General features: G+C 44.1%; 17 protein-coding genes. 8 read left to right on the top strand and 9 right to left on the bottom strand.

All coding sequences use genetic code 11. From position 1 onward, the window contains the following. The first annotated feature begins 16 nt into the window (after positions 1–16). The 4 genes from P3L47_RS01340 (at position 17) to P3L47_RS01355 (ending at position 3669) form a co-directional block, all read left to right on the top strand. A complete protein-coding gene (locus tag P3L47_RS01340; RefSeq protein ID WP_122362438.1) occupies positions 17–541 on the top strand; it encodes a gamma carbonic anhydrase family protein in 525 nt (174 codons plus the stop codon). After that, positions 542–1705, top strand: a complete 1164-nt coding sequence (locus P3L47_RS01345; protein WP_122362439.1) for a serine hydrolase domain-containing protein — start codon at positions 542–544, stop codon at positions 1703–1705. A 21-nt stretch (positions 1706–1726) separates the two neighbouring features. After that, a complete protein-coding gene (locus tag P3L47_RS01350; RefSeq protein WP_277782467.1) occupies positions 1727–2842 on the top strand; it encodes a carbohydrate-binding family 9-like protein in 1116 nt (371 codons plus the stop codon). A 176-nt stretch (positions 2843–3018) separates the two neighbouring features. Then, complete coding sequence (locus P3L47_RS01355) at positions 3019–3669, top strand: HAD family hydrolase (RefSeq protein WP_277782468.1); 651 nt, start codon at positions 3019–3021, stop codon at positions 3667–3669. A gap of 7 nt (positions 3670–3676) precedes the next feature. Here P3L47_RS01355 and P3L47_RS01360 read toward each other — a convergent pair whose 3' ends face one another. Genes P3L47_RS01360 through P3L47_RS01370 form a run of 3 tightly spaced genes read right to left on the bottom strand, consistent with a single transcriptional unit; the run spans position 3677 to position 4874 of the window. Then, entirely contained in the window at positions 3677–3976 is a 300-nt protein-coding gene (locus P3L47_RS01360; RefSeq protein ID WP_122362442.1) for a DUF3784 domain-containing protein, read from the bottom strand. A gap of 29 nt (positions 3977–4005) precedes the next feature. Further along, a complete protein-coding gene (locus P3L47_RS01365; RefSeq protein WP_277782469.1) occupies positions 4006–4593 on the bottom strand; it encodes a YIP1 family protein in 588 nt (195 codons plus the stop codon). 2 nt (positions 4594–4595) lie between these two features. Then, positions 4596–4874: a DUF2089 family protein gene (locus tag P3L47_RS01370; protein ID WP_075558769.1), complete on the bottom strand. Its 279-nt coding sequence runs from the start codon at positions 4872–4874 to the stop codon at positions 4596–4598. Between the two features lie 260 nt (positions 4875–5134). Here P3L47_RS01370 and P3L47_RS01375 point away from each other — a divergent pair, with 260 nt between their 5' ends. From P3L47_RS01375 to P3L47_RS01385, 3 genes are all read left to right on the top strand, one after another. Further along, positions 5135–5698 carry a Crp/Fnr family transcriptional regulator gene (locus P3L47_RS01375; protein ID WP_277782470.1) on the top strand — a complete coding sequence of 188 codons (564 nt, stop codon included), beginning with the start codon at positions 5135–5137 and terminating at the stop codon, positions 5696–5698. A 110-nt stretch (positions 5699–5808) separates the two neighbouring features. Next, positions 5809–6966 carry an acyltransferase family protein gene (locus P3L47_RS01380; protein WP_129732170.1) on the top strand — a complete coding sequence of 386 codons (1158 nt, stop codon included), beginning with the start codon at positions 5809–5811 and terminating at the stop codon, positions 6964–6966. Between the two features lie 195 nt (positions 6967–7161). Next, positions 7162–8562: a C1 family peptidase gene (locus tag P3L47_RS01385; protein WP_277782471.1), complete on the top strand. Its 1401-nt coding sequence runs from the start codon at positions 7162–7164 to the stop codon at positions 8560–8562. 74 nt (positions 8563–8636) lie between these two features. Here P3L47_RS01385 and P3L47_RS01390 read toward each other — a convergent pair whose 3' ends face one another. From P3L47_RS01390 to gltX, 4 genes are all read right to left on the bottom strand, one after another. Further along, a complete protein-coding gene (locus P3L47_RS01390; RefSeq protein WP_277782472.1) occupies positions 8637–9833 on the bottom strand; it encodes a DUF418 domain-containing protein in 1197 nt (398 codons plus the stop codon). A gap of 43 nt (positions 9834–9876) precedes the next feature. Further along, a complete protein-coding gene (locus tag P3L47_RS01395) occupies positions 9877–12195 on the bottom strand; it encodes a GH92 family glycosyl hydrolase (RefSeq protein ID WP_122362448.1) in 2319 nt (772 codons plus the stop codon). A gap of 115 nt (positions 12196–12310) precedes the next feature. Beyond that, positions 12311–13552, bottom strand: a complete 1242-nt coding sequence (locus P3L47_RS01400; protein ID WP_122362449.1) for a 3-deoxy-D-manno-octulosonic acid transferase — start codon at positions 13550–13552, stop codon at positions 12311–12313. 3 nt (positions 13553–13555) lie between these two features. After that, the gene (gene gltX, locus P3L47_RS01405) at positions 13556–15073 is read right to left on the bottom strand and encodes a glutamate--tRNA ligase (RefSeq protein WP_277782473.1); all 1518 of its coding nucleotides are present in this window, start codon (positions 15071–15073) and stop codon (positions 13556–13558) included. Between the two features lie 94 nt (positions 15074–15167). Here gltX and P3L47_RS01410 point away from each other — a divergent pair, with 94 nt between their 5' ends. Continuing rightward, positions 15168–17198 (top strand): HD family phosphohydrolase, encoded by a 2031-nt coding sequence (locus P3L47_RS01410; protein WP_122362451.1) that lies wholly within the window; start codon positions 15168–15170, stop codon positions 17196–17198. Here the strand turns inward: P3L47_RS01410 and P3L47_RS01415 are convergent. Together P3L47_RS01415 and priA are read right to left on the bottom strand one after the other, a co-directional pair. After that, entirely contained in the window at positions 17173–17661 is a 489-nt protein-coding gene (locus tag P3L47_RS01415) for a low molecular weight protein-tyrosine-phosphatase (protein ID WP_122362452.1), read from the bottom strand. The genes P3L47_RS01410 and P3L47_RS01415 overlap by 26 nt on opposite strands. Before the next feature lie 31 nt (positions 17662–17692). Then, positions 17693–20155 carry a replication restart helicase PriA gene (gene priA, locus P3L47_RS01420; protein WP_277782474.1) on the bottom strand — a complete coding sequence of 821 codons (2463 nt, stop codon included), beginning with the start codon at positions 20153–20155 and terminating at the stop codon, positions 17693–17695. Positions 20156–20222: the final 67 nt, after the last annotated feature.

Raw genomic sequence — 20222 nt, forward strand, 5'->3', positions numbered from 1 at the left:
TGTCAATTGAATAATTATGGCAATAATAAAATCAGTCAGAGGCTTTACCCCCAAGATCGGTAAAGACACATTTTTAGCAGACAACGCCGCCATCATCGGCGATGTCGAAATAGGAGACGGTTGCAGCATCTGGTTCGGTACCGTACTCCGTGGTGACGTAAATTCAATCCGTATCGGCAACGGAGTGAACATACAGGATGGTTCCGTCCTGCATACACTGTATGAGAAATCGACCATCGAGATCGGCGACGATGTCTCGGTAGGACATAATGTAACTATCCACGGTGCTAAAATCTGCAACGGTGCACTGATTGGAATGGGGTCTGTCGTGCTCGATCATGCAGTGATCGGTGAAGGGGCGATTGTGGCTGCCGGATCAGTCGTTCTGAGCAAGACAATCGTTGAACCGGGCAGTATCTACGCCGGCGTACCGGCTAAATTCGTAAAGAAAGTAGACCCGGAACAGGCCAAAGAGATCAACCAAAAGATTGCAAAAAACTACCACATGTATGCAAGCTGGTATAAAGAAGATTCAGAATAAATGAAAAAGACAGGATGGGCAATACTACTGGCTCTATGTTGTATCGGAGGCTATCTGGTATTGCCCTCCAATTATTATCTGCGGCGTGCCCTTATTCACCTGCTCCCGAAGATCGACCAGTATCCGATCTTTGAAAACCGGACAGTGAAAGCTAGTAACCCACATCCCTGGGCGGAGGCGGAAGCATACAATAAATTATCCATTCCGGAAAAATACCTGCCCGTGTTCGAAGACCTGGGAACCGTAGCCTTTGTCATCATCAAAGACAGTTCCTTACTTTTTGAACAGTACTGGGAAGGTTATTCCCCTCAATCGCACAGCAACTCATTTTCTATGGCCAAAAGTATCGTATCGCTGGCCATCGGATGTGCCATAGACGACGGTTTTATTAAAAATGTAGATCAGCCGGTCAGCGACTTCTACCCGAAATTTAAAGGTTACAACGGCAAGACGTTAACACTCCGTCACTTACTGACAATGAGTGCGGGCGTCGACTTTGACGAGGCTTACTCTTCCCCCTTCTCTCCCACTACAAAGCTGTATTACGGGGATGACCTGCAAAAAATCGCTTTAGGTATGAAGGAAATAGAAGAACCGGGTGTCAACTTCATCTATCAGAGCGGTGTCACGCAGTTACTGTCCCTTATCGTCGAAAAAGCGACCGGTGAAAATATAAGTTCATATGTTTCAAGAAAATTATGGACTCCGATAAACGCAGAAGAAGATGCCCTTTGGAGCCTGGATAAAAAAGAGGGTATCGAAAAAGCATATTGCTGCTTCAACAGCAACGCCCGCGACTTCGCCCGTTTCGGTCAACTGATATTAAATAAAGGAAGCTGGAACGGAAAACAGCTCGTTTCCGAATCATACATAAAAGAGGCTACAACACCGGATACCAGTCTGGTATTTAAAGAATACAATGAAAAGAACCATTGTTACGGTTTTCAGTTTTGGCATCTGACTTATAAGAATCTGGAAATTCCTTATATGCGGGGTATTTTGGGACAGTATATTTTTGCCATCCCGGAACTGAATGCCGTAGTCGTACGCCTGGGGCATAAACGCAGCGACACACGCACTTCCCAACATTACCCGGACGATATCGACACATGGCTGGGAGCTGCTATGGAGATCATTCAAAAGTCAAATAATAAATCAGAATAAACATACTAAATTAAACAACAAATGAAGAAAACAGTTTTTACTGCGCCAATGGCAGCATTGTTACTCCTTTCTTGTGCACAAGCGCCACAGGAGAAAGGAAAAGAGATTACTTACACGCCGCAGGCTCCTTACAATCCTCCGACGTATGTATGTTATAAAGCGCCGGCTCCGATCAAGATAGACGGAAAAATGTCCCCCGAAGAATGGGATGCCATCCCCTGGACTACGGACTTTGTCGATATCGAAGGCGACAAACGCCCCAAACCCCTCTTGCAGACACGGGCCAAAATGACTTACGACGACAAGGGCATGTATTTCGCAGTCCTGATGGAAGAGCCCCACGTATGGGCTACGATCACGGAACACGATGCCGTAATCTATCAGGATAACGATTTTGAGATATTCCTCAATCCGACAAACGACACACACAATTATCTCGAATACGAGGTAAATGCTTTGGGAACGGAATGGGACCTGTATCTGAGCAAACCGTATCGCGACAATCCACAAGTACTGAATAACTGGGAATTTGCAGGTATGAAATCAGCTGTTTACGTAGATGGCACACTGAATAATCCGAAAGACACCGACAAATCGTGGAGCGTAGAGGTCTTTATTCCCTGGTCATCGATTTATCAGGTAGCAAGAGGGAAAAAGGCTCCTACTGCTGGTGAACATATCCGCACAAACTTCTCCCGTGTAGAATGGACCACAGAGGTACAGGACGGCAAGTATGTAAAAGTTCCCATCAAAGGGGAAGACAAAATACGCGAATACAACTGGGTATGGGCTCCGACAGGGGTAATCAATATCCACATGCCTGAATACTGGGGATTTGTACAGATCTCGGATAAGGTTGCCGGAACAGGTGAAACTCCATTTGTTACAGATCCGAATGATGAAGTAAAATGGCTTCTACGTAACCTGTATTACCGTCAGAACGAGTATGCAGCGACATTCGGCGAATATGCTCCATCTGTAGCAGCTCTCAAACCCGAAGAATTATGTCCGGCTGAACAAGCAAAGCAGATCAGTCTGTTCAATACTCCTTCCATGTATGAAATCACATTACCCGGCACAGACGGTACTATTTGGCATATCAGACAGGATGGCTTGGTTTGGGCTTCTAAGAAATAAATAAGTAATGATTTAGAAAGATATGAACTATTTTAATAAGAACCAGGAACGCGGATGACGCGGATTGAGCGGATTTGAACGGATCGGATCATTTAATCCGTTTTGATCCGCCTAATCCGCGTCATCCGAGTTCCTGGTTCTTTTATTGTGACAAATAGATTCAAAATTGACAATAAATGAAACAATACAAATATCTCCTTTTCGACCTCGACGGTACAATCACCGACTCTGAAACCGGAATCACGCGTTGTGTTGAATACGCACTAAACCATTTCGGCATTCAGGTAAATGACTTACGGGAATTAACCCCTTTCATCGGCCCTCCCCTCCTTGACTCGTTCAAGGATTTTTACAACTTCACCGATGAACAAGCAATTATTGCCACCGACAAATACAGGGAAAGATATGCCGACAAAGGCATTCTGGAAAACGAATTATATCCGGGAATCAAAGAATTACTCGCTGATGCTCAAAAAAACGGCAGAACAGTGATACTGGCCACTTCCAAACCGGAAATCTTTGCCAAACGCATCCTCGATCATTTCGGGTTGAGTAACTATTTTTCCTTTGTTGCCGGTAGCGGCCTGGATGGTTCGCTTCATACTAAAACAGATGTTATCAATTACATCTTACAATCGAACAATATAACCGATCTGAGTTCTGTTGTAATGATAGGCGATAGAAAACACGATATCATCGGAGCAAAAAACACAGGAATTGACTCTATCGGTGTCTTATACGGCTTCGGTGATTATAAAGAACTATTAGAAACCGGAGCAGACCATATCGTAGAAGATATTCCGGCACTCCGTAAATTACTGCTATAAGAGTAATTTACGGAATATACCGATTTGTTTTTATCAAAAGTAAAAAACATCCCCCTAGAAGAAGGATACCGATAAAAGGTCCTTTTATTTCCTGAAGCCCGAAAAGTTCCAATAAAACCGATCCTATTATGAGGCTTACTCCCATACCAACCAGCCAGCTACGGATTAAATGGCTTAAGCCTTTTATATCCACCTTCTCTTTCTTTTCCTTGGGCAATATATTATAACCACTTATCAACATAGGAAATGGCACCGCCAAAAGTCCAATGATGATTAGAGTTATCCCCACCCCAAAATCAAATAACATTTGCACTCCTCAGTAACTTTGATTATATATTAATAACACAAACCAATCAAATAACGGCAAAGAATATCCCCACCAAACACAGCCACACAATAGAGAATACCCAACGAATACCCTTTCAGATTACAGGAGACCTTCAACGCCTTGAACATCCAAACCAACACCCAAACCAAGAATATTACACCGATTAGCGAAAGCCAAACTCCTACCAGAAAACCTGGTTGCGCCAACAATTCTGTCGGCGGCACATTCATATCTACTTTTGCCAGATTTTGCATCGGAGGCAACATATTGAACAAATTCATAAAAATGAAAGGAATCTGAGCAAAAGCGACTGTCCCCAACACATCGATCATTCTGATCCGGGAACGCGACAAGATCAATCCGCCCAAATAAAACAGAGTAGCCGGTACAATCCAAACCACCAAATGTTCAACAGCATAACACCACCAGGCTGGATTCGGGGCCGGCCCAAAGTGCAATAAACCATGATAATGCCATCCGGAAAGATAACTGATAACAGTGGAAACAACCATTCCTAAAAGCCCCCACCCTAACGCCTGAAAACCGGCAATCCATTCAAACGGATTAACAAGAAAATTCAACCATTGTTTCTTCATAACTATTCAATCTTATTTAATTTATCAATCAGATCATCCAGGATATTCCTGACAGTCGGATAACTCACCCCCATATTTTTCGCCATATCTTTCAAACTGCCGCTCGACTTGATAAAATCAACGATAAACAGTTGCTCCTTCTCGGTCAATCTTGCCAAAGGAGGCAGCTCAAAGTTTCCACAGACCTCTGTATCACATTGTTCACAAAACAACCGTCCCACTCTCAGAGGAGAATCACAGGCCGGACATTGCAAGGGTAATCGTTTCTTTTTCTCATCCATTTTATTCAATCTTTACGCAACAAAGATAATAATACATTCAACATTATCAATCATAATATAAACATTATTAATATATAAATAAACATTGTTACACAACACTATTCTATTACATGTAATCTCCGGTTCGAATAAATGCTTCTCTTATTTAGATTGATTAATCTACTTTATCACCTTTTCTATGAAAATATCTTCCCGATAGGAGAAATGTTGGGTTATTCATCTTATTTTTGCAAAGGATGGAAAACAATCAAGAATCTCTTATGGTAAATATTATAGACAAGATAAACTCTTCATACCCAATTTCCGATACAACGATACAAACATTAAAAGAACATGTTACTTTATGCCATTTCCCTAAAAAGTATCAGTTGATAAAGGAAAATATGTTTTGCAAATCGGCCTACTTCATCGAGAAAGGCATGACTCGTTCTTTCTGGCTGGTGAACGGAGAGGAAATAACGACCTCCTTTGCCCATGAAGGAAGCATTGTCTTTAGTATGGACGAACTATATTATAACAAGGTAAGCGAAGAGTTTGTAGAAACACTCGAAGATGTAGTAGCCTATCGAATATCATTGACCGATTTACTTCAGCTTTTTCAAACCAATATTGAATTGGCGAATTGGGGAAGAGTTATTCATCAAAACGAATACAGACGCTTGCACCGTTCACATAAAGAACGTCTTACGTTATCAGCAAAAGAAAGATTCGAAGAATTCAAACGACAATTCCCAGAAGTTTATCAGCGAGTACAACTGGGATATGTCGCATCCTATCTGGGAATTACCCCCTCTACACTCAGCCGCCTCAGAGCACAGAAATAATCATTATCCGGTAAAATTTGATATAGGACAAATTTTAGGACGCATAAGTTTTATAATTTTGGAGCTTCATTAGTTACACGTAGTAATAATCTAAATAATAAACTCTTATCATGCAAAACATTTCTTCCGCTGCGTTTACAGACAGTAAACCTCATTACGATCTTCTCGACGGATTAAGAGGAGTAGCAGCACTTTTAGTCGTATGGTATCACGTCTTCGAAGGCTACGCTTTCGCCGGAGGCACTACCATCGACACTATCAATCATGGTTATCTGGCAGTGGATTTCTTCTTTATCCTGTCCGGTTTCGTTATCGGCTATGCCTATGACGACCGCTGGTCGAAGACGCTGACTATGAAAGATTTCTTTAAACGCCGTTTGATCCGTCTCCACCCGATGGTTATCATGGGAGCGGTTCTGGGAGTTATCTCTTTCCTGATTCAAGGCAGTGTAAAATGGGACGGGACACACGTCTCTATCTCCCTGGTCATGCTATCCCTACTGTGTTCGTTGTTCTTCATTCCCGCAATACCGGGAGCCAATTATGAGGTCAGAGGAAACGGTGAAATGTTCCCACTGAACGGTCCCAGCTGGTCGTTGTTCTTCGAGTATATCGGCAATATTCTTTACGCCCTGTTCATTCGCCGTTTGTCAACCAAAGCATTGACTGTTGTCGTCTTTTTGATGGGCGCGGCACTGGCAGCATTCGCCACCCTCGACGTATCCGGCTACGGTAACATCGGAGTCGGCTGGACATTGGACGGCGTGAATTTTGTAGGCGGATTATTACGCATGCTCTTCCCCTTTTCTATGGGTATGCTTTTATCCCGTAACTTCAAACCCATCAAAGTGAGAGGCGCATTCTGGATCTGTTCGATCATATTACTGGGATTATTCTCTGTACCATTCGTGGAAGGGACAGACCCGATTTCCATGAACGGACTTTATGAATCCGTTTGTATCATCCTGATTTTCCCTATTCTTATCTGGATAGGTGCATCGGGAACCACTACCGATACGAAGTCGACAAAGATATGTAAATTCCTGGGAGACATCTCCTTCCCACTCTATATCATACATTATCCTGTGATGTATCTGTTCTATGCCTGGTTGATCGACAAGGAACTTTACACGCTTGCCGAGACCTGGCAGGTAGTTTTGTGTGTTTGTGCATTGAATATAGTTTTGGCTTACCTATGCCTGAAACTATATGACGAACCGGTAAGAAAATGGTTAAGTAAGAAGTTCCTGGCCAGAAAACGGGCATAAAAGGAATTACCGAACGCAGATGACGCAGAAAACGCAGAGTCTCGCAGACTTTTATTATTAAATTATCTGCGATATTCTGCGCTTTCTGCGTCATCTGCGTTCGGTAATACAAACATTTAATACATCTCCTTTCGTTTTTTCCGGCTATTTATCGTAAGTTTGTGAACCAATATAAACTTACAAACTAAATATATCATGAAACAAAACAACCTATGGATAACTGCCCTCGCATTGGGTATTACGTTATCCGCCTTCGGACAGCAGACCGACAAAGGAATCTCTCCGGAAATGCTGCAACAGATCAAACAATCGTACAAAGGAACTCCTACCGACAAGGCTATCCATAACGCCATCAGTAACAACGACATCAATAAGCTGGCAGTAAATGCCGACAGCAAAAACAATTTCGATACTTACTTCTCTAATAAAGTAAACAGTAAAGGTATTACCAATCAAAAGTCTTCCGGCCGTTGCTGGTTGTTTACCGGTTTGAACGTATTCCGGGCACAGGCGATCGCGAAATATAATATGGGAGATTTTCAATTCTCACAGAATTATTCCTTCTTCTGGGACCAGTTGGAAAAAGCCAACCTGTTCCTGCAAGGGATCATCGACACACGCGAAAAGTCGATGGATGACAAAATGGTGGAATGGTTATTCAAAAATCCGCTTAGCGACGGAGGACAATTCACCGGCATATCCGATATCCTGGGTAAATATGGCGTAGTTCCCGCTGACGTAATGGTGGAAACCCATAGTAGCGAAAGTACGGGAAGAATGGCCAACCTGATCGGTCTTAAGTTAAAAGAGTTCGGCCTGCAATTACGCGATCAGTCTGCCAAAGGAGCCAAAGTGGCTGCATTGGAAAAAGACAAAACAGAAATGTTGGGAACCATTTACCGGATGCTGGTCCTCAACCTGGGTGAACCGCCTACGAAATTTACCTGGACTCGCAAAGATGCACAAGGCAACCCGGTTGAAACAAAAGAATATACTCCCAAATCATTCTTCGACGAATATATCGGCAAAGACCTGACAAACAATTATGTCATGCTGATGAACGATCCGAGCCGTGAATACTATAAGTTATATGAGATCGATTTCGACCGTCACCGTTATGATGGAAAGAACTGGACTTACGTAAACCTGCCGATTGAAGAGATCAAAGAGATGGCTATCGCCTCTATCAAAGACAGTACAATGATGTATTTCTCTTGCGACGTAGGTAAATTCTTCGATCGTGAACGGGGTCTGTTGGATGTGAACTATTACGACTACGGTTCACTGATGGGAACTACTTTCGGTATGGATAAGAAACAGCGTATCCAAACATTCGCCAGCGGTTCGTCACATGCTATGACCTTGATGGCTGTCGATCTCGATGCAAACGGCACACCTAAAAAATGGATGGTAGAAAATAGCTGGGGACCGGGTGCCAACAGTGGCCACCTGATCATGACCGACGAATGGTTCAACGAATATATGTTCCGTCTGGTAGTCGAAAAGAAATACATCACCGACAAAGTGAAAGACGTTCTCAAACAAACACCGACCCGCCTTCCGGCCTGGGATCCGATGTTTACAGACGAAAATTAAGAATTGAATTGAAGAACGAAGAAAAACAACCCCGGCAGATTATTGGTCTGTCGGGGTTGTTTTATCAATGTTTCCTAATTACTTCTTTTATTGTTTTTACTTCCTATCCAAGTTCCTTGTTTCCACAAATACTCCAAAGGTCCTTGTTTATGGTGTGACAACCAATAACGGCTGAATAGCCATTGAGCGGAGAAAATAAACAATCCGATAAGCAAAGTCGCTGTAGCCCCGGTAACACGATACAATCCCAAGCCAAATCCATAATAAATACATACTCCTATAATAGACTGCGAAATATAGTTTGTCAGGCTCATACGCCCATAAGGTATAATAAACTTTTGCCAGTTACACCCATTCTCCTTTTTAAACCAAATCAGCACAAAGATCGAAACCAAAATTAGCATAAAAGCAAAATTGCTAAGAGATTGTGTTATTATCTTATATGGAAGCAATACGGATGGATTGCCTATATGTTCGGGGACAAAAACCCGAAGCAGATAAAGTGGTATGAATGCCAATACACCTATACCCAAGATACGTTTCCAGAAACCAATTGTACGATCACTCCTTATGAAAGATCCATTACGTCCTAATAACATTCCAAACATAAACAAGGCCGATGTCTGAAACAACCGTCCATTTTCTACTTGCCAGAAATTACTATATAATTGTCCATCCCATATATTACTGCGCAAGACCTCCCCAAAAGAACCATTCATAGTTACCCCTCCTACCCGTTCTGAATAGATCATGAATCTATTTCCGACAGCGACATAATCCGGGTCAAATAATGCATACAACATTCTGCCCCATTCAAAAGGCTGAAGCAACAAACAGACGGCGATCCAAAAAACAATTTTATCTTTCAGTTTACATACCGGAATAAGTACAAAACCAGCAACGGCATAGAGTACCAGGATATCACCATTATAAAATAAAGCATGAAGCTGGGCAAACAAGAACAACAGAACCAACCGCCAGGCAAAACGTCCCCGAAAATCGATCCCTTTTTGTTCCGCATGATGAAACTGAATATAGAAGCTGAAACCAAAAAGCAAGGAGAAAGTAGCATAAGCCTTTCCACTAAACAGAAAGAAAAAGCTATCCCACATCCATTTGTCCAGAACCTGCAACCAAGCCGGCTGAAATTCCGGAATGAAATAAATATTATAATGTTCAAGATTATGCAACAACACAATCGCCAACAAAGCAAAACCGCGAAGCGCATCTACTACATTCAAGCGTTCGGATTTTTGAATAGTATGTATCATTTCTTATTATGTATCAGATATTCAATATATATAAGTCTTTGTCTCATTTTCCCCAATCCGAAGGATTTGCCCCCATCTGCAATACCAACGTTCCGCCCTTCATCAGGTCGGCATGCGTCAGATAACATTTATTGTAAGGATTTCCATTTAAAGTAGCCTGCTGGACATATATATTTTCAGGGCTATTATTGCGAGCTTCAATCACAAATGTTTTTCCCTCAGCATAGTCCGGATCCAAATTGAAAACGATCTTCTCAAATACCGGACTGGTTATTTCATAACGCTGGTCACCGGGACATACCGGATGTAATCCACTAGCTGCCAATACATACCAGGCAGACATCTGCCCGACATCTTCATTTCCGACTAGACCCAAGACTGAATTTTTATAAGCATTCCGACAGATATCCCGCGTCCATTTTTGAGTAAGTTCGGGAGCACCCAGACGGTTAAACAGGAACGGAACATGATGAACCGGTTCATTAGCATGGTTATAATATTGATTCCAGAGATAACCTTCGGGAGTCTGTTCAAACATATCCGTCAGATCGGCCAGCACTTTTTCACGCCCACCCATCATTTGAACCATACCTTCCACATCGTGTGGAATGAACCAACCCTGCTGGTATGCATTACTCTCCGTACAACCATATCCTTCCGCCAGTCTTCCCGCTTCGGGTAAAGGTTGAAATTCACCTTTTTCATTACGTGGCCTGAACCAACCATAATCGGTATCATAAATTGTTGAATAGGTCATAGCCCGGCGGTCAAAATATTCCTTATCGGTATCCTTGCCCAACCATTCAGCCAGACGGGCCATACACCAATCATTGTATGCATATTCCAATGTATGAGAGATAGAACCCGGCGTATATCCTTCTTTATTATTACCAAACAACCGGGAAGTATTTAAAGCATAACGGTATGCCTTATCTATATCATAAGAACGGATTCCTTTTGAATAAGCGTCACACAAAACAGACAGAGCCGGATTACCCAACATACAACCGGAATAGGCATTCAACAATTCCCATCGCTCCAGATATTCGTTTCCACTCTGATCGGCAATCTCCACCAACGAGTTGAGCAGGTCATTGATCAGGGTTGGATTAATAATAGTTTGCAAAGGCATCTGGCTACGGAAAACATCCCATCCGCTAAAAATAGTTCGTTTAGTGAACTGATCCGTCATATGCGCCTTCTTGTCCGCTCCCATATATTCCCCGTTCACATCACTACAAATCCTCGGGTCGATCATAGTATGGTAAAGAGCAGTATAAAAGATATGTTTTTCATCCTCCGTACCTCCGGTCACAGTTATTTTGGACAGGGCATCGTCCCATAACCGGCGACAGTCAGCCAATGTTGCGTCAAACTCCCAGGCATTCATTTCCGAATGCAGATTCTCTTCCGCATTCTTCATACTGGTAAAAGAGATCCCACTTTTCATGAGGATCTGTTCTCCTGCATCGGTATCGAATTCCGCATAAAAGCCCAAATGCTTTCCGGTCAACGACTTCACATCAGGGATAATGCGGGCATTCCGAACAACTTCATGATAACGTTCGCTCTCGATATCTTCCCGTTTTCGTGTCCACCCGTCCGGTATGTCGGCCGACCATACGCCATGCGATCGGAAAGGACGGGAAAATTCAGCATAGAAATAGACTGTGTAATCAGATTTTCCTGCACCATTTCCCCAGCCGCCACCTTCGGGAGGACATTTCATTTCACCTCTGATCGTATGGTCATTGATCACTTCGATCGCCTGCCAGGTAGAAGTTCCTCCTACCCTGCGTGCCAAGTCTATTTGTATACGAGCCTCTTTACTCTCCGGGAATGTAAAACGCAACATACCGCTATGAGGAAGGGCCGTCGCTTCCGCTTTTATCTGATAATCGGTAAGCATCACGGAATAATAACCTGCAGAAGCCTTCTCCGATGCTTTATCATACCGGGAACGATAACCATTATCCGGATCTTCCAACGTTCCCGAAAAAGTATGCAACTTACCGACTGTCGGCATTACCAACAAATTCCCCAGATCGCCATACCAGCCGATCCCACTCATTTGTGTAAAAGCAAAACCTTCAATAGAAGTATGTTCATCACTATAACCCGGTCCATTATCACCACCTGTTATCGTATTAGGACTCACCTGCACCATTCCAAACGGAGCAGTCGCCCCCGGAAACGTTTTACCCAAACCATGATAGGAACCGCCAGCATCCATGCTGGTCGATGCTCCGATAAAAGGATTTACATAAGAAGAAAGAGAAGCCTCCTCCGGCTGGTCTTTCACTGATCCACAGGAAAAGAGCGCACCGAGAACCAAAAAACACAAACTAAAGACTTTTTTCATACACATTCATTGATTAATTAAGAACGGAAACAAAGATAACATTTCATAAAAAAAGCCACCCCATAATGAGGTAGCTTTTCTCTATGAATTATTTATCTGTTAAATTATTCTTTTATTATCCCAAAGGAATCTCCTTTAATATTTTATCAGTCGATCCCGCATTACCGCTAACAAAACGTCCCGCACTATCTCCCGCAGCTTCCAACACTTCATGATAGGTAAGCAGTTCATCCATCTTATCGCAGAAGGCCTGTTTATCCGATACGGAAAAACCGCCACCGACTTTGATCAGATCACGGGCTTCCTTAAATTTCTGGTATCTGGGACCGAACAGAACCGGAATGCCATAAACAGCCGCCTCCAACGTATTATGTATACCGGCACCGAAACCACCACCGATATAAGCGATCGTGCCATAACGATAGATCGAAGACAATAGTCCGAAACTGTCGATAATCAGGCAATCTTTACCTTCCAGCAAAGACGGATCCTGTTTCACATCCGATAGACGGACGGAAGGACGCTTCAACAGCGATTCGATATACATCAGATGTTCGCGGTGTATCTCATGTGGAGCAATGATCAGCTTCATCTCCGGATGTTCATTGAAATAAGGGATCAGAATTTCCTCATCCTGCGGCCAGGAACTTCCGGCGATAAGAGTAAGGTGTTTTTCTTCCCCTCCTTCACAAACAAAACGTTCTACATTCGGTAATTCGCGTGCCTGATTACGGACATCCAGCACCCGGTCGAAACGGGTATCACCGGTAACCGTCACATTCTTTATTCCGAACTCATTCAGCAATGCAGCCGACCGATCATCCTGTACAAACAAATGCGTGAAACAATAAAGCATCTTCCGGTACGGATAGCCGAACCATTGAAAAAAGAGCTGGTCGCGACGGAAGATGGCAGAAATAATATAAACAGGAACATCCCTGCGCTTCAACTCATGCAGGTAATTTCCCCAAAACTCATATTTGATAAATATGGCAATAGCCGGGTTTGCCAGATTCAAGAACTTTTTAACCCGGTAAGGCGTATCGAAGGGCAGATAACAAATGACATCCGCCCCATTATAATTTTTACGAACCTCATATCCCGAAGGGGAAAAGAAAGTAAGCAGTATTTTATACTCCGGATGTTCCGCCTTGATCTTCTCCATCATCGGACGGCCCTGTTCGAACTCGCCCAGGGAGGAAGCATGAAACCAGATATACTTTGCATTCCGGTCGATCTTCTCACGAAGAATAGAATTGGTCCTCCACTGACCCAGACGCATGATCCGAGCCTTCTTATGAAATGGAGATATCAGCGCAATAATAAATGCGTAAAAGTGGATTGCCAGACTATACATAACTTATTTAAGCACTTCAATCGCTCTTTCGATGCGGCGAATAGATTCTTCTTTTCCTAAAGCTTCTGTAATATCAAATATATGAGGACCTTTTCCTTCACCAACCAAAGCCAGACGGGTAGCATTCATGATATTTCCCAAATGGTATCCTTTGCTTTCGATCCAGGCTTTCACTTCTTCTTCCGTTCCCTCTATATCGAATGGCTCACGAACGCGCAGCACTTCGATCAATTCTGCCAACTGGGCAGCAGAATCGGCTTTCCAACGTTTCTTCGTTGTCTTCTCGTCATATTCGGTCGGGGCAACGAAAAAGAAAGCACATGTATCCCATAAATCCTTAATGAAGGAAACGCGGTCTTTCATCATCCCTACCACTTTCTCCACATAAGCCGGTTCGGCTTTTACGCCGTGGCTTTCAAGGATAGGCATGAACAAGGCTGCCACTTCTTTATTGTCTTTTTTCTGAATATACTGGTGGTTGAACCATTTTCCCTTTTCATAATCAAACTTAGCACCAGCCTTGCTGCAACGGGTCAGATCAAAATATTTGATCAGTTCCTCCATGCTCATAATCTCCTGGTCGTTACCCGGATTCCATCCCAGCAAGGCAAGGAAGTTCACGACTGCTTCCGGCAGGTAACCGCTTTCACGATATCCCGAAGAGACATCACCGGTCTTAGGATCATGCCATTCCAACGGGAAGACAGGGAATCCCAAACGGTCACCGTCACGTTTGCTCAGTTTTCCGTTTCCTTCCGGTTTCAACAACAGGGCCAGGTGGGCAAACTGCGGCATTGTATCCGCCCAACCCAAATAACGGTATAACAATACATGAAGAGGGGCACTCGGCAACCATTCTTCACCACGGATCACATGGGTCACTTCCATCAGATGGTCATCCACGATATTTGCCAGGTGGTAAGTAGGTAATTGGTCTGCCGATTTATATAATACTTTATCATCCAAGATAGAAGAGTTGATCACCACTTCGCCACGGATAATATCGTTTACATGAATATCTTCGTTCGGTTCGATCTTGACACGGACAACATACTGATGACCCGCATCGATCAACGCCTTTGTTTCCTCAGCAGAAAGAGTCAATGAATTGCGCATCTGAAGACGGATAGATGCGTCATACTGGAAATTAGCTATTTCCTGACGTTTGGCATCCAGTTCCTGCGGTGTATCGAAAGCGATATAAGCCAGACCGTCGTTCAACAACTGATCGACATATTGTTTGTAAATAGCTTTCCGCTCACTCTGACGATAAGGGCCCTGTTCGCCTCCAAAGTTCACACCTTCGTCGAACTTGATACCCAACCAGGTAAGCGCTTCAATGATATACCCCTCAGCTCCCGGAACAAACCGCCCGGAATCGGTATCTTCAATACGTAAAATCAAATCTCCGCCATTTTGTTTGGCAAACAAATAATTGTATAATGCAGTACGAACACCTCCGATATGCAGCGCCCCTGTCGGGCTGGGTGCAAAGCGGACTCTAACTTTCCTTTGAGTCATAATTCTTTCATTCTATAATAATGCGGCAAAAGTAGCCCTTTTTTTTCTCTTAATAAACTTTTTTATGTACATTTCGCCCTCAAATAAGAAACTTATGAAACTAAAAAACTATAGCATACATCCCGCCGTATATTTCATAGTAGCATCGCTGTTGATTGCTTACTTTTTTCCACGTGAAGGAAAATTCCGTTATCAGTTCTATGAAGGCAAACCCTGGAGATACGGATTACTCACCGCTCCAAGCGATTTCCCTATCTATAAAACCGATGCTGAAGTCGAAGCTGAAAAAGACAGTGTACTAAAAAACTTCGAACCTTATTTCCGTATGGATGCAACGGTGGAGAATACGGAAGTGGACAAATTGCGGACAGCCTATAACAAGGAGCTGAACAAGAAAGCGACTCCGGCTTATATGCAATATATCGAAAACAGCCTTGTCAGTTTATATAAAAACGGAATCATAGCTCCCCAAGAACTGGAGAATCTAAAAAAAGACAATTATGCACGTGTCAACCTCCTGGAAAATAATGTCGCACATTCACGGTATGCCAGCGACTTCTTCACGGTGAAAACAGCTTATGAGTTCATCATCAATAACTGTCCGTCGCGCCTGGACAAATCGATCTTACAGTCTTGTGACATCAATAACTACCTGAAAGAAAACATAGCGTATGACGAGGCTATGTCGGAAAAGGTCAAAGACGATATGCTCCGGAGCGTAGCATTGGCCAATGGCATGGTGCAGGCGGGAGAACGTATTGTAGACAGGGGAGAAATCATAGACAATCACACTTACAACGTATTGCGTTCCCTGAAGATCGTACACGAAACGAAGTCGGGAGGCGCCCAGCGACAGAGCATTATCCTCGGCGGGCAATTCGTACTGGTATTCGGTATTATCTTCTGTTTCTGGTTATACTTGTGGTCTTTCCGGCTAAAGATATTGCATAACCGACGGAACGCCCTGTTTCTCGTCCTGTGCATATTTGTCAGTTGCATATTGACGGAACTGTGTGTGACCTACGCCTTGTTCAATATTTACATTCTGCCTTATGCGATCGTGCCCATTGTTGTGCGGACCTTCTTCGATTCGCGGACAGCCCTGTTCACACATCTTGTCATCGTCCTGATCTGTTCGCTGATGGTTCCTTTCCCCCATGAGTTCTTGTTGTTACAGATCATTGCGGGGATGGTGGTCACATTCAGTCTGAGGGATTTGTCAGAACGTTCACAACTGATCCGTTGCGCATTCCTGATCTTTATGTCCTATACGCTATGTTACATCAGTCTCGCTCTCTATCAGGAAGCCGATTTCAACAAGATCAACTGGCTGATGATCTTATATTTCGGTATTAATTTCATCCTGTTGATGTTTACCTATATCCTGGTCTACATGCTGGAAAAGACATTCGGATATGTATCGAGCATTACGCTGGTAGAATTATCCAACATCAATACGCCTATCCTTAAAAAGTTATCGGAAACCTCTCCCGGGACATTCCAGCATTCTTTGCAGGTTTCTATCCTGGCATCCGAAGCGGCTGCCAAGATCGGGGCAAACGCGCAACTGGTACGTACGGGAGCCATGTATCATGACATAGGAAAGATGGCAAACCCGGCTTTCTTCACCGAAAACCAAAGTAGTGTGAATCCGCATAGCCAACTGACTTTCGACCAGAGTGCCAAAGTGATCATCAACCATGTCACCGACGGAGTAAGAATTGCAGAAAAAGCGTTGTTGCCTAAAGCGGTTGTCGATTTCATCCGAACGCACCACGGACTGGGTAAAGCCAAATATTTCTATAACTCATTCAAAAACCAGTATCCGGATAAAGAGATCGACGAAAAGGTGTTTACCTATCCGGGACCTAACCCGTTCTCTAAGGAGACAGCCGTGTTGATGATGGCAGACTCAGTCGAAGCTGCCTCCCGCAGTCTGAAAGAACATACGGAAGAAAGCATCAAACAACTGGTGGATAAAATTATCGACGGACAGATCGCAGACGGATTACTGAAAAGTGCTCCGCTGACTTTCCGGGATGTGGAAACGATTAAAAGTGTTTTTGTCGACAAGCTGAAAACGATGTTCCACACCCGTATCAGTTACCCAGATCTGAAGAAATAGTCTCCAGTAATCCCCCGCAGGCGTCTTCCAGTAAATCGAGAACCAACTCAAAGCCGGAAGCGCCTCCATAGTAAGGGTCGGGCACATAATCGTATAATTTATTACAGGAATATTCCGTCATCTGGTGTATTTTGGCAATAGATTCCAGGTCGGGAGCTTTTTGTTTCAGATCATCTACATTGCGGTCATCCATTCCGATGATCAAATCGAAATCGTAGAAATCGGAAGTACGGACAGGACGGGAGATCGAATCGAGCACATATCCCCGCCGAGCTGCGTGACTACGCATCCGCTGGTCGGCACGCTCTCCTTCATGATAACCCAGGATACCAGCCGAATCTATTTCGATAAAATCTTCAAGACCGGCATCCTTTACCAGCTTCTTCATCACCGCCTCAGCCGAGGGAGAACGACAAATATTTCCGAGACATACAAATAACAATCTTATCTTTTCCTGCTTCATTATAATGGTTATTTAATTGTTTTTTTAATGTTTACGCCGGGTCCACATCATAGTGCACTATCAACTGTTTAAAAGGAAGATAGCGCTGCATCTCCGAATGAATCGCGTCCAGGATTTCCCTGACAGGGGCTATCGCTGCAGCTATCTCAATCTTTAGAACGATCTTTTTGATATGCAATGTCTGTACACGGGTCACAGGCGGAGTGACAGGTCCCAATACCCTTTCCCCCAAACGAACACGTAATTTTTCCGCATATATTGCTGACATTTCCTGCAAGACCGTCTCATTACGGCTCCGGAGCACCAGGACAATCAACCGGTAATAAGGTGGATACCGAAACATACTCCGTTCGCTCAGTTGCAGACGGACCATTTCCTGATAAGCAAAATGCTGCACCATCCGTATCAAAGGGTGTTCCGGCTGGGAAGTCTGCAAGACAACCGTACCCCGCTTATCCCTTCTGCCTGCACGCCCGCTCACCTGCACCATCAACTGGAAAGCACGTTCGTGAGCCCGGAAGTCCGGATAGTTCATCAGGTTATCGGCATTCAGTATACCGACAACACTCACATTTCCAAAGTCCAGTCCTTTCGACAACATCTGTGTTCCGATCAGTATCTGCGTCTTTCCTTTCTCGAAATCCGAAATAATACGTTCGTAAGCCGTACGGGTACGGGCGGTATCAAAATCCAGCCGCTCTACTTTGGCTGCCGGAAATAGGGATGCAATCTCCTCTTCCACTTTCTCCGTACCGAATCCCATCATTTTCAACTCCGAACTCTGACATTCCGGACAATGGGGCGGCAACTGGATTGTATATCCGCAATAATGGCAAACCAGTTGATTATGGTATTTATGGTAAGTCAGACTGACATCGCAATTCACACAATGAGGCACCCACCCGCAACTCTTACACTCGATCATCGGAGCAAACCCACGTCGGTTCTGAAACAGGATAGCCTGTTCACCATGTGCAATAGCGGCATTCACCTTTTCAACCAGCAAAGGAGAGAAAAGCGTATCCTTCATAATTTTTTTACGCTTCAGCTCCTTTATATCGGCCGTGATAATCTCCGGCATCAGACAGTCGCCGAAACGGGTAGTCAGTTCGACCAGTCCATATTTGCCGGTCGTTGCATTGAAATAGGAATCGATCGAAGGAGTAGCCGATCCCAGTAAAGTCTTTGCCCCATGCATTCCAGCCAATACGATCGCGGCATTGCGGGCATGATAGCGTGGTGCCGGATCTTGCTGTTTGTAAGTGTTTTCGTGTTCCTCATCTACGATAATTAGTCCCAGATCCTTAAACGGGAGAAAGAGAGAGGAACGAACACCCAGTACGACCATTGGCTCTCCACCGTGAAGAAGTTTGTTCCAAACCTCCACACGTTCATTATCGGAAAATTTAGAATGATATACCAACAGTTTGTTTCCAAACAATTTAGCCAGCCGCTCCGTGATCTGGGTAGTGATGGCTATCTCCGGAAGCATATATAAAACCTGCCTGCCCATCTTCAGGACCTCGTCGATCAGTCGGACATAGATTTCCGTTTTTCCGCTCGAAGTAACGCCGTGAAGCAAACAAACCTCTTTAGATGTAAATACATCGTGTATTTCACCGTACGCTTTTTCCTGTGCCGGACTGAGCGGACTGAGCGATTGCAACCGGCATACCGGCACCTGCAAGCGTCCGACTTCTTTTTCATAGCTTTCCAAAACACCCCGCTTCAGCAGCCCGTCCAATATGGCAGCAGAACAGCCACTGTGTTCCAGCAGCTCCTTTCTTGAAACTTCCTTACTCAACGACGGATTTAAGGCATGACTCAAATCCAAGAAACAGACCAGCAAAAGTTCCTGTTTCTTTGCCCGCTTAAAATCAGCAAAAACCTCTTGCAAACGTTCCTCGCTGGCATATTCCTGCGACAGCCGGATAAATGTCTGCATCTTCGGCACAAATCCGCGTTTCATCTCTTCGCTGACCTCGACAGCGCCGCGCGCCATCAAGGAAGCCACAATCGGCACGACATTACGCAAACCGGTTCTTTTCTCCAGTTCGGATACGGTCAGTTTGAGTACGCCTTTGAAGGCATCCAATACAGCCTGCTCGTTGGGACGCAAAGGACCGTCAGCCACAAAATCGGCATTATAAGTCACCGCTGTCTCACTTTCCAGCTTCAGTCCGGAAGGTAAAGCCGCCTTATAGACATCCCCTAATTTACACATATAGTAAGAGGCAATCCATCTCCAGAAACGGAGCTGCGGCCTGCGCAATACCGGACTGGCATCCAGCAAGGCATAGATATCTTTCGTTTCAAAGTCCGTATTCGGTTTACGCTCATGCACCTCCATTACAATAGCCGTGTAATAACGTTTCTTACCGAAATGAACAATGACGCGGCAACCGGGAGTTACGGCAGCCTCCAAATCCGCAGGGATACTATAGGTATAACTATTTTCCAGCGGCAAGGGTAGTATGACATCTGCATATTTCATTTACGAGGTCAAAAGTAACAAAAAAGGCCGGACTGTTAAAGCCCGGCCCTCCATATCTTCTTTCTGT

The organism is Parabacteroides chongii, assembly GCF_029581355.1.
Lineage (GTDB): Bacteria > Bacteroidota > Bacteroidia > Bacteroidales > Tannerellaceae > Parabacteroides > Parabacteroides chongii.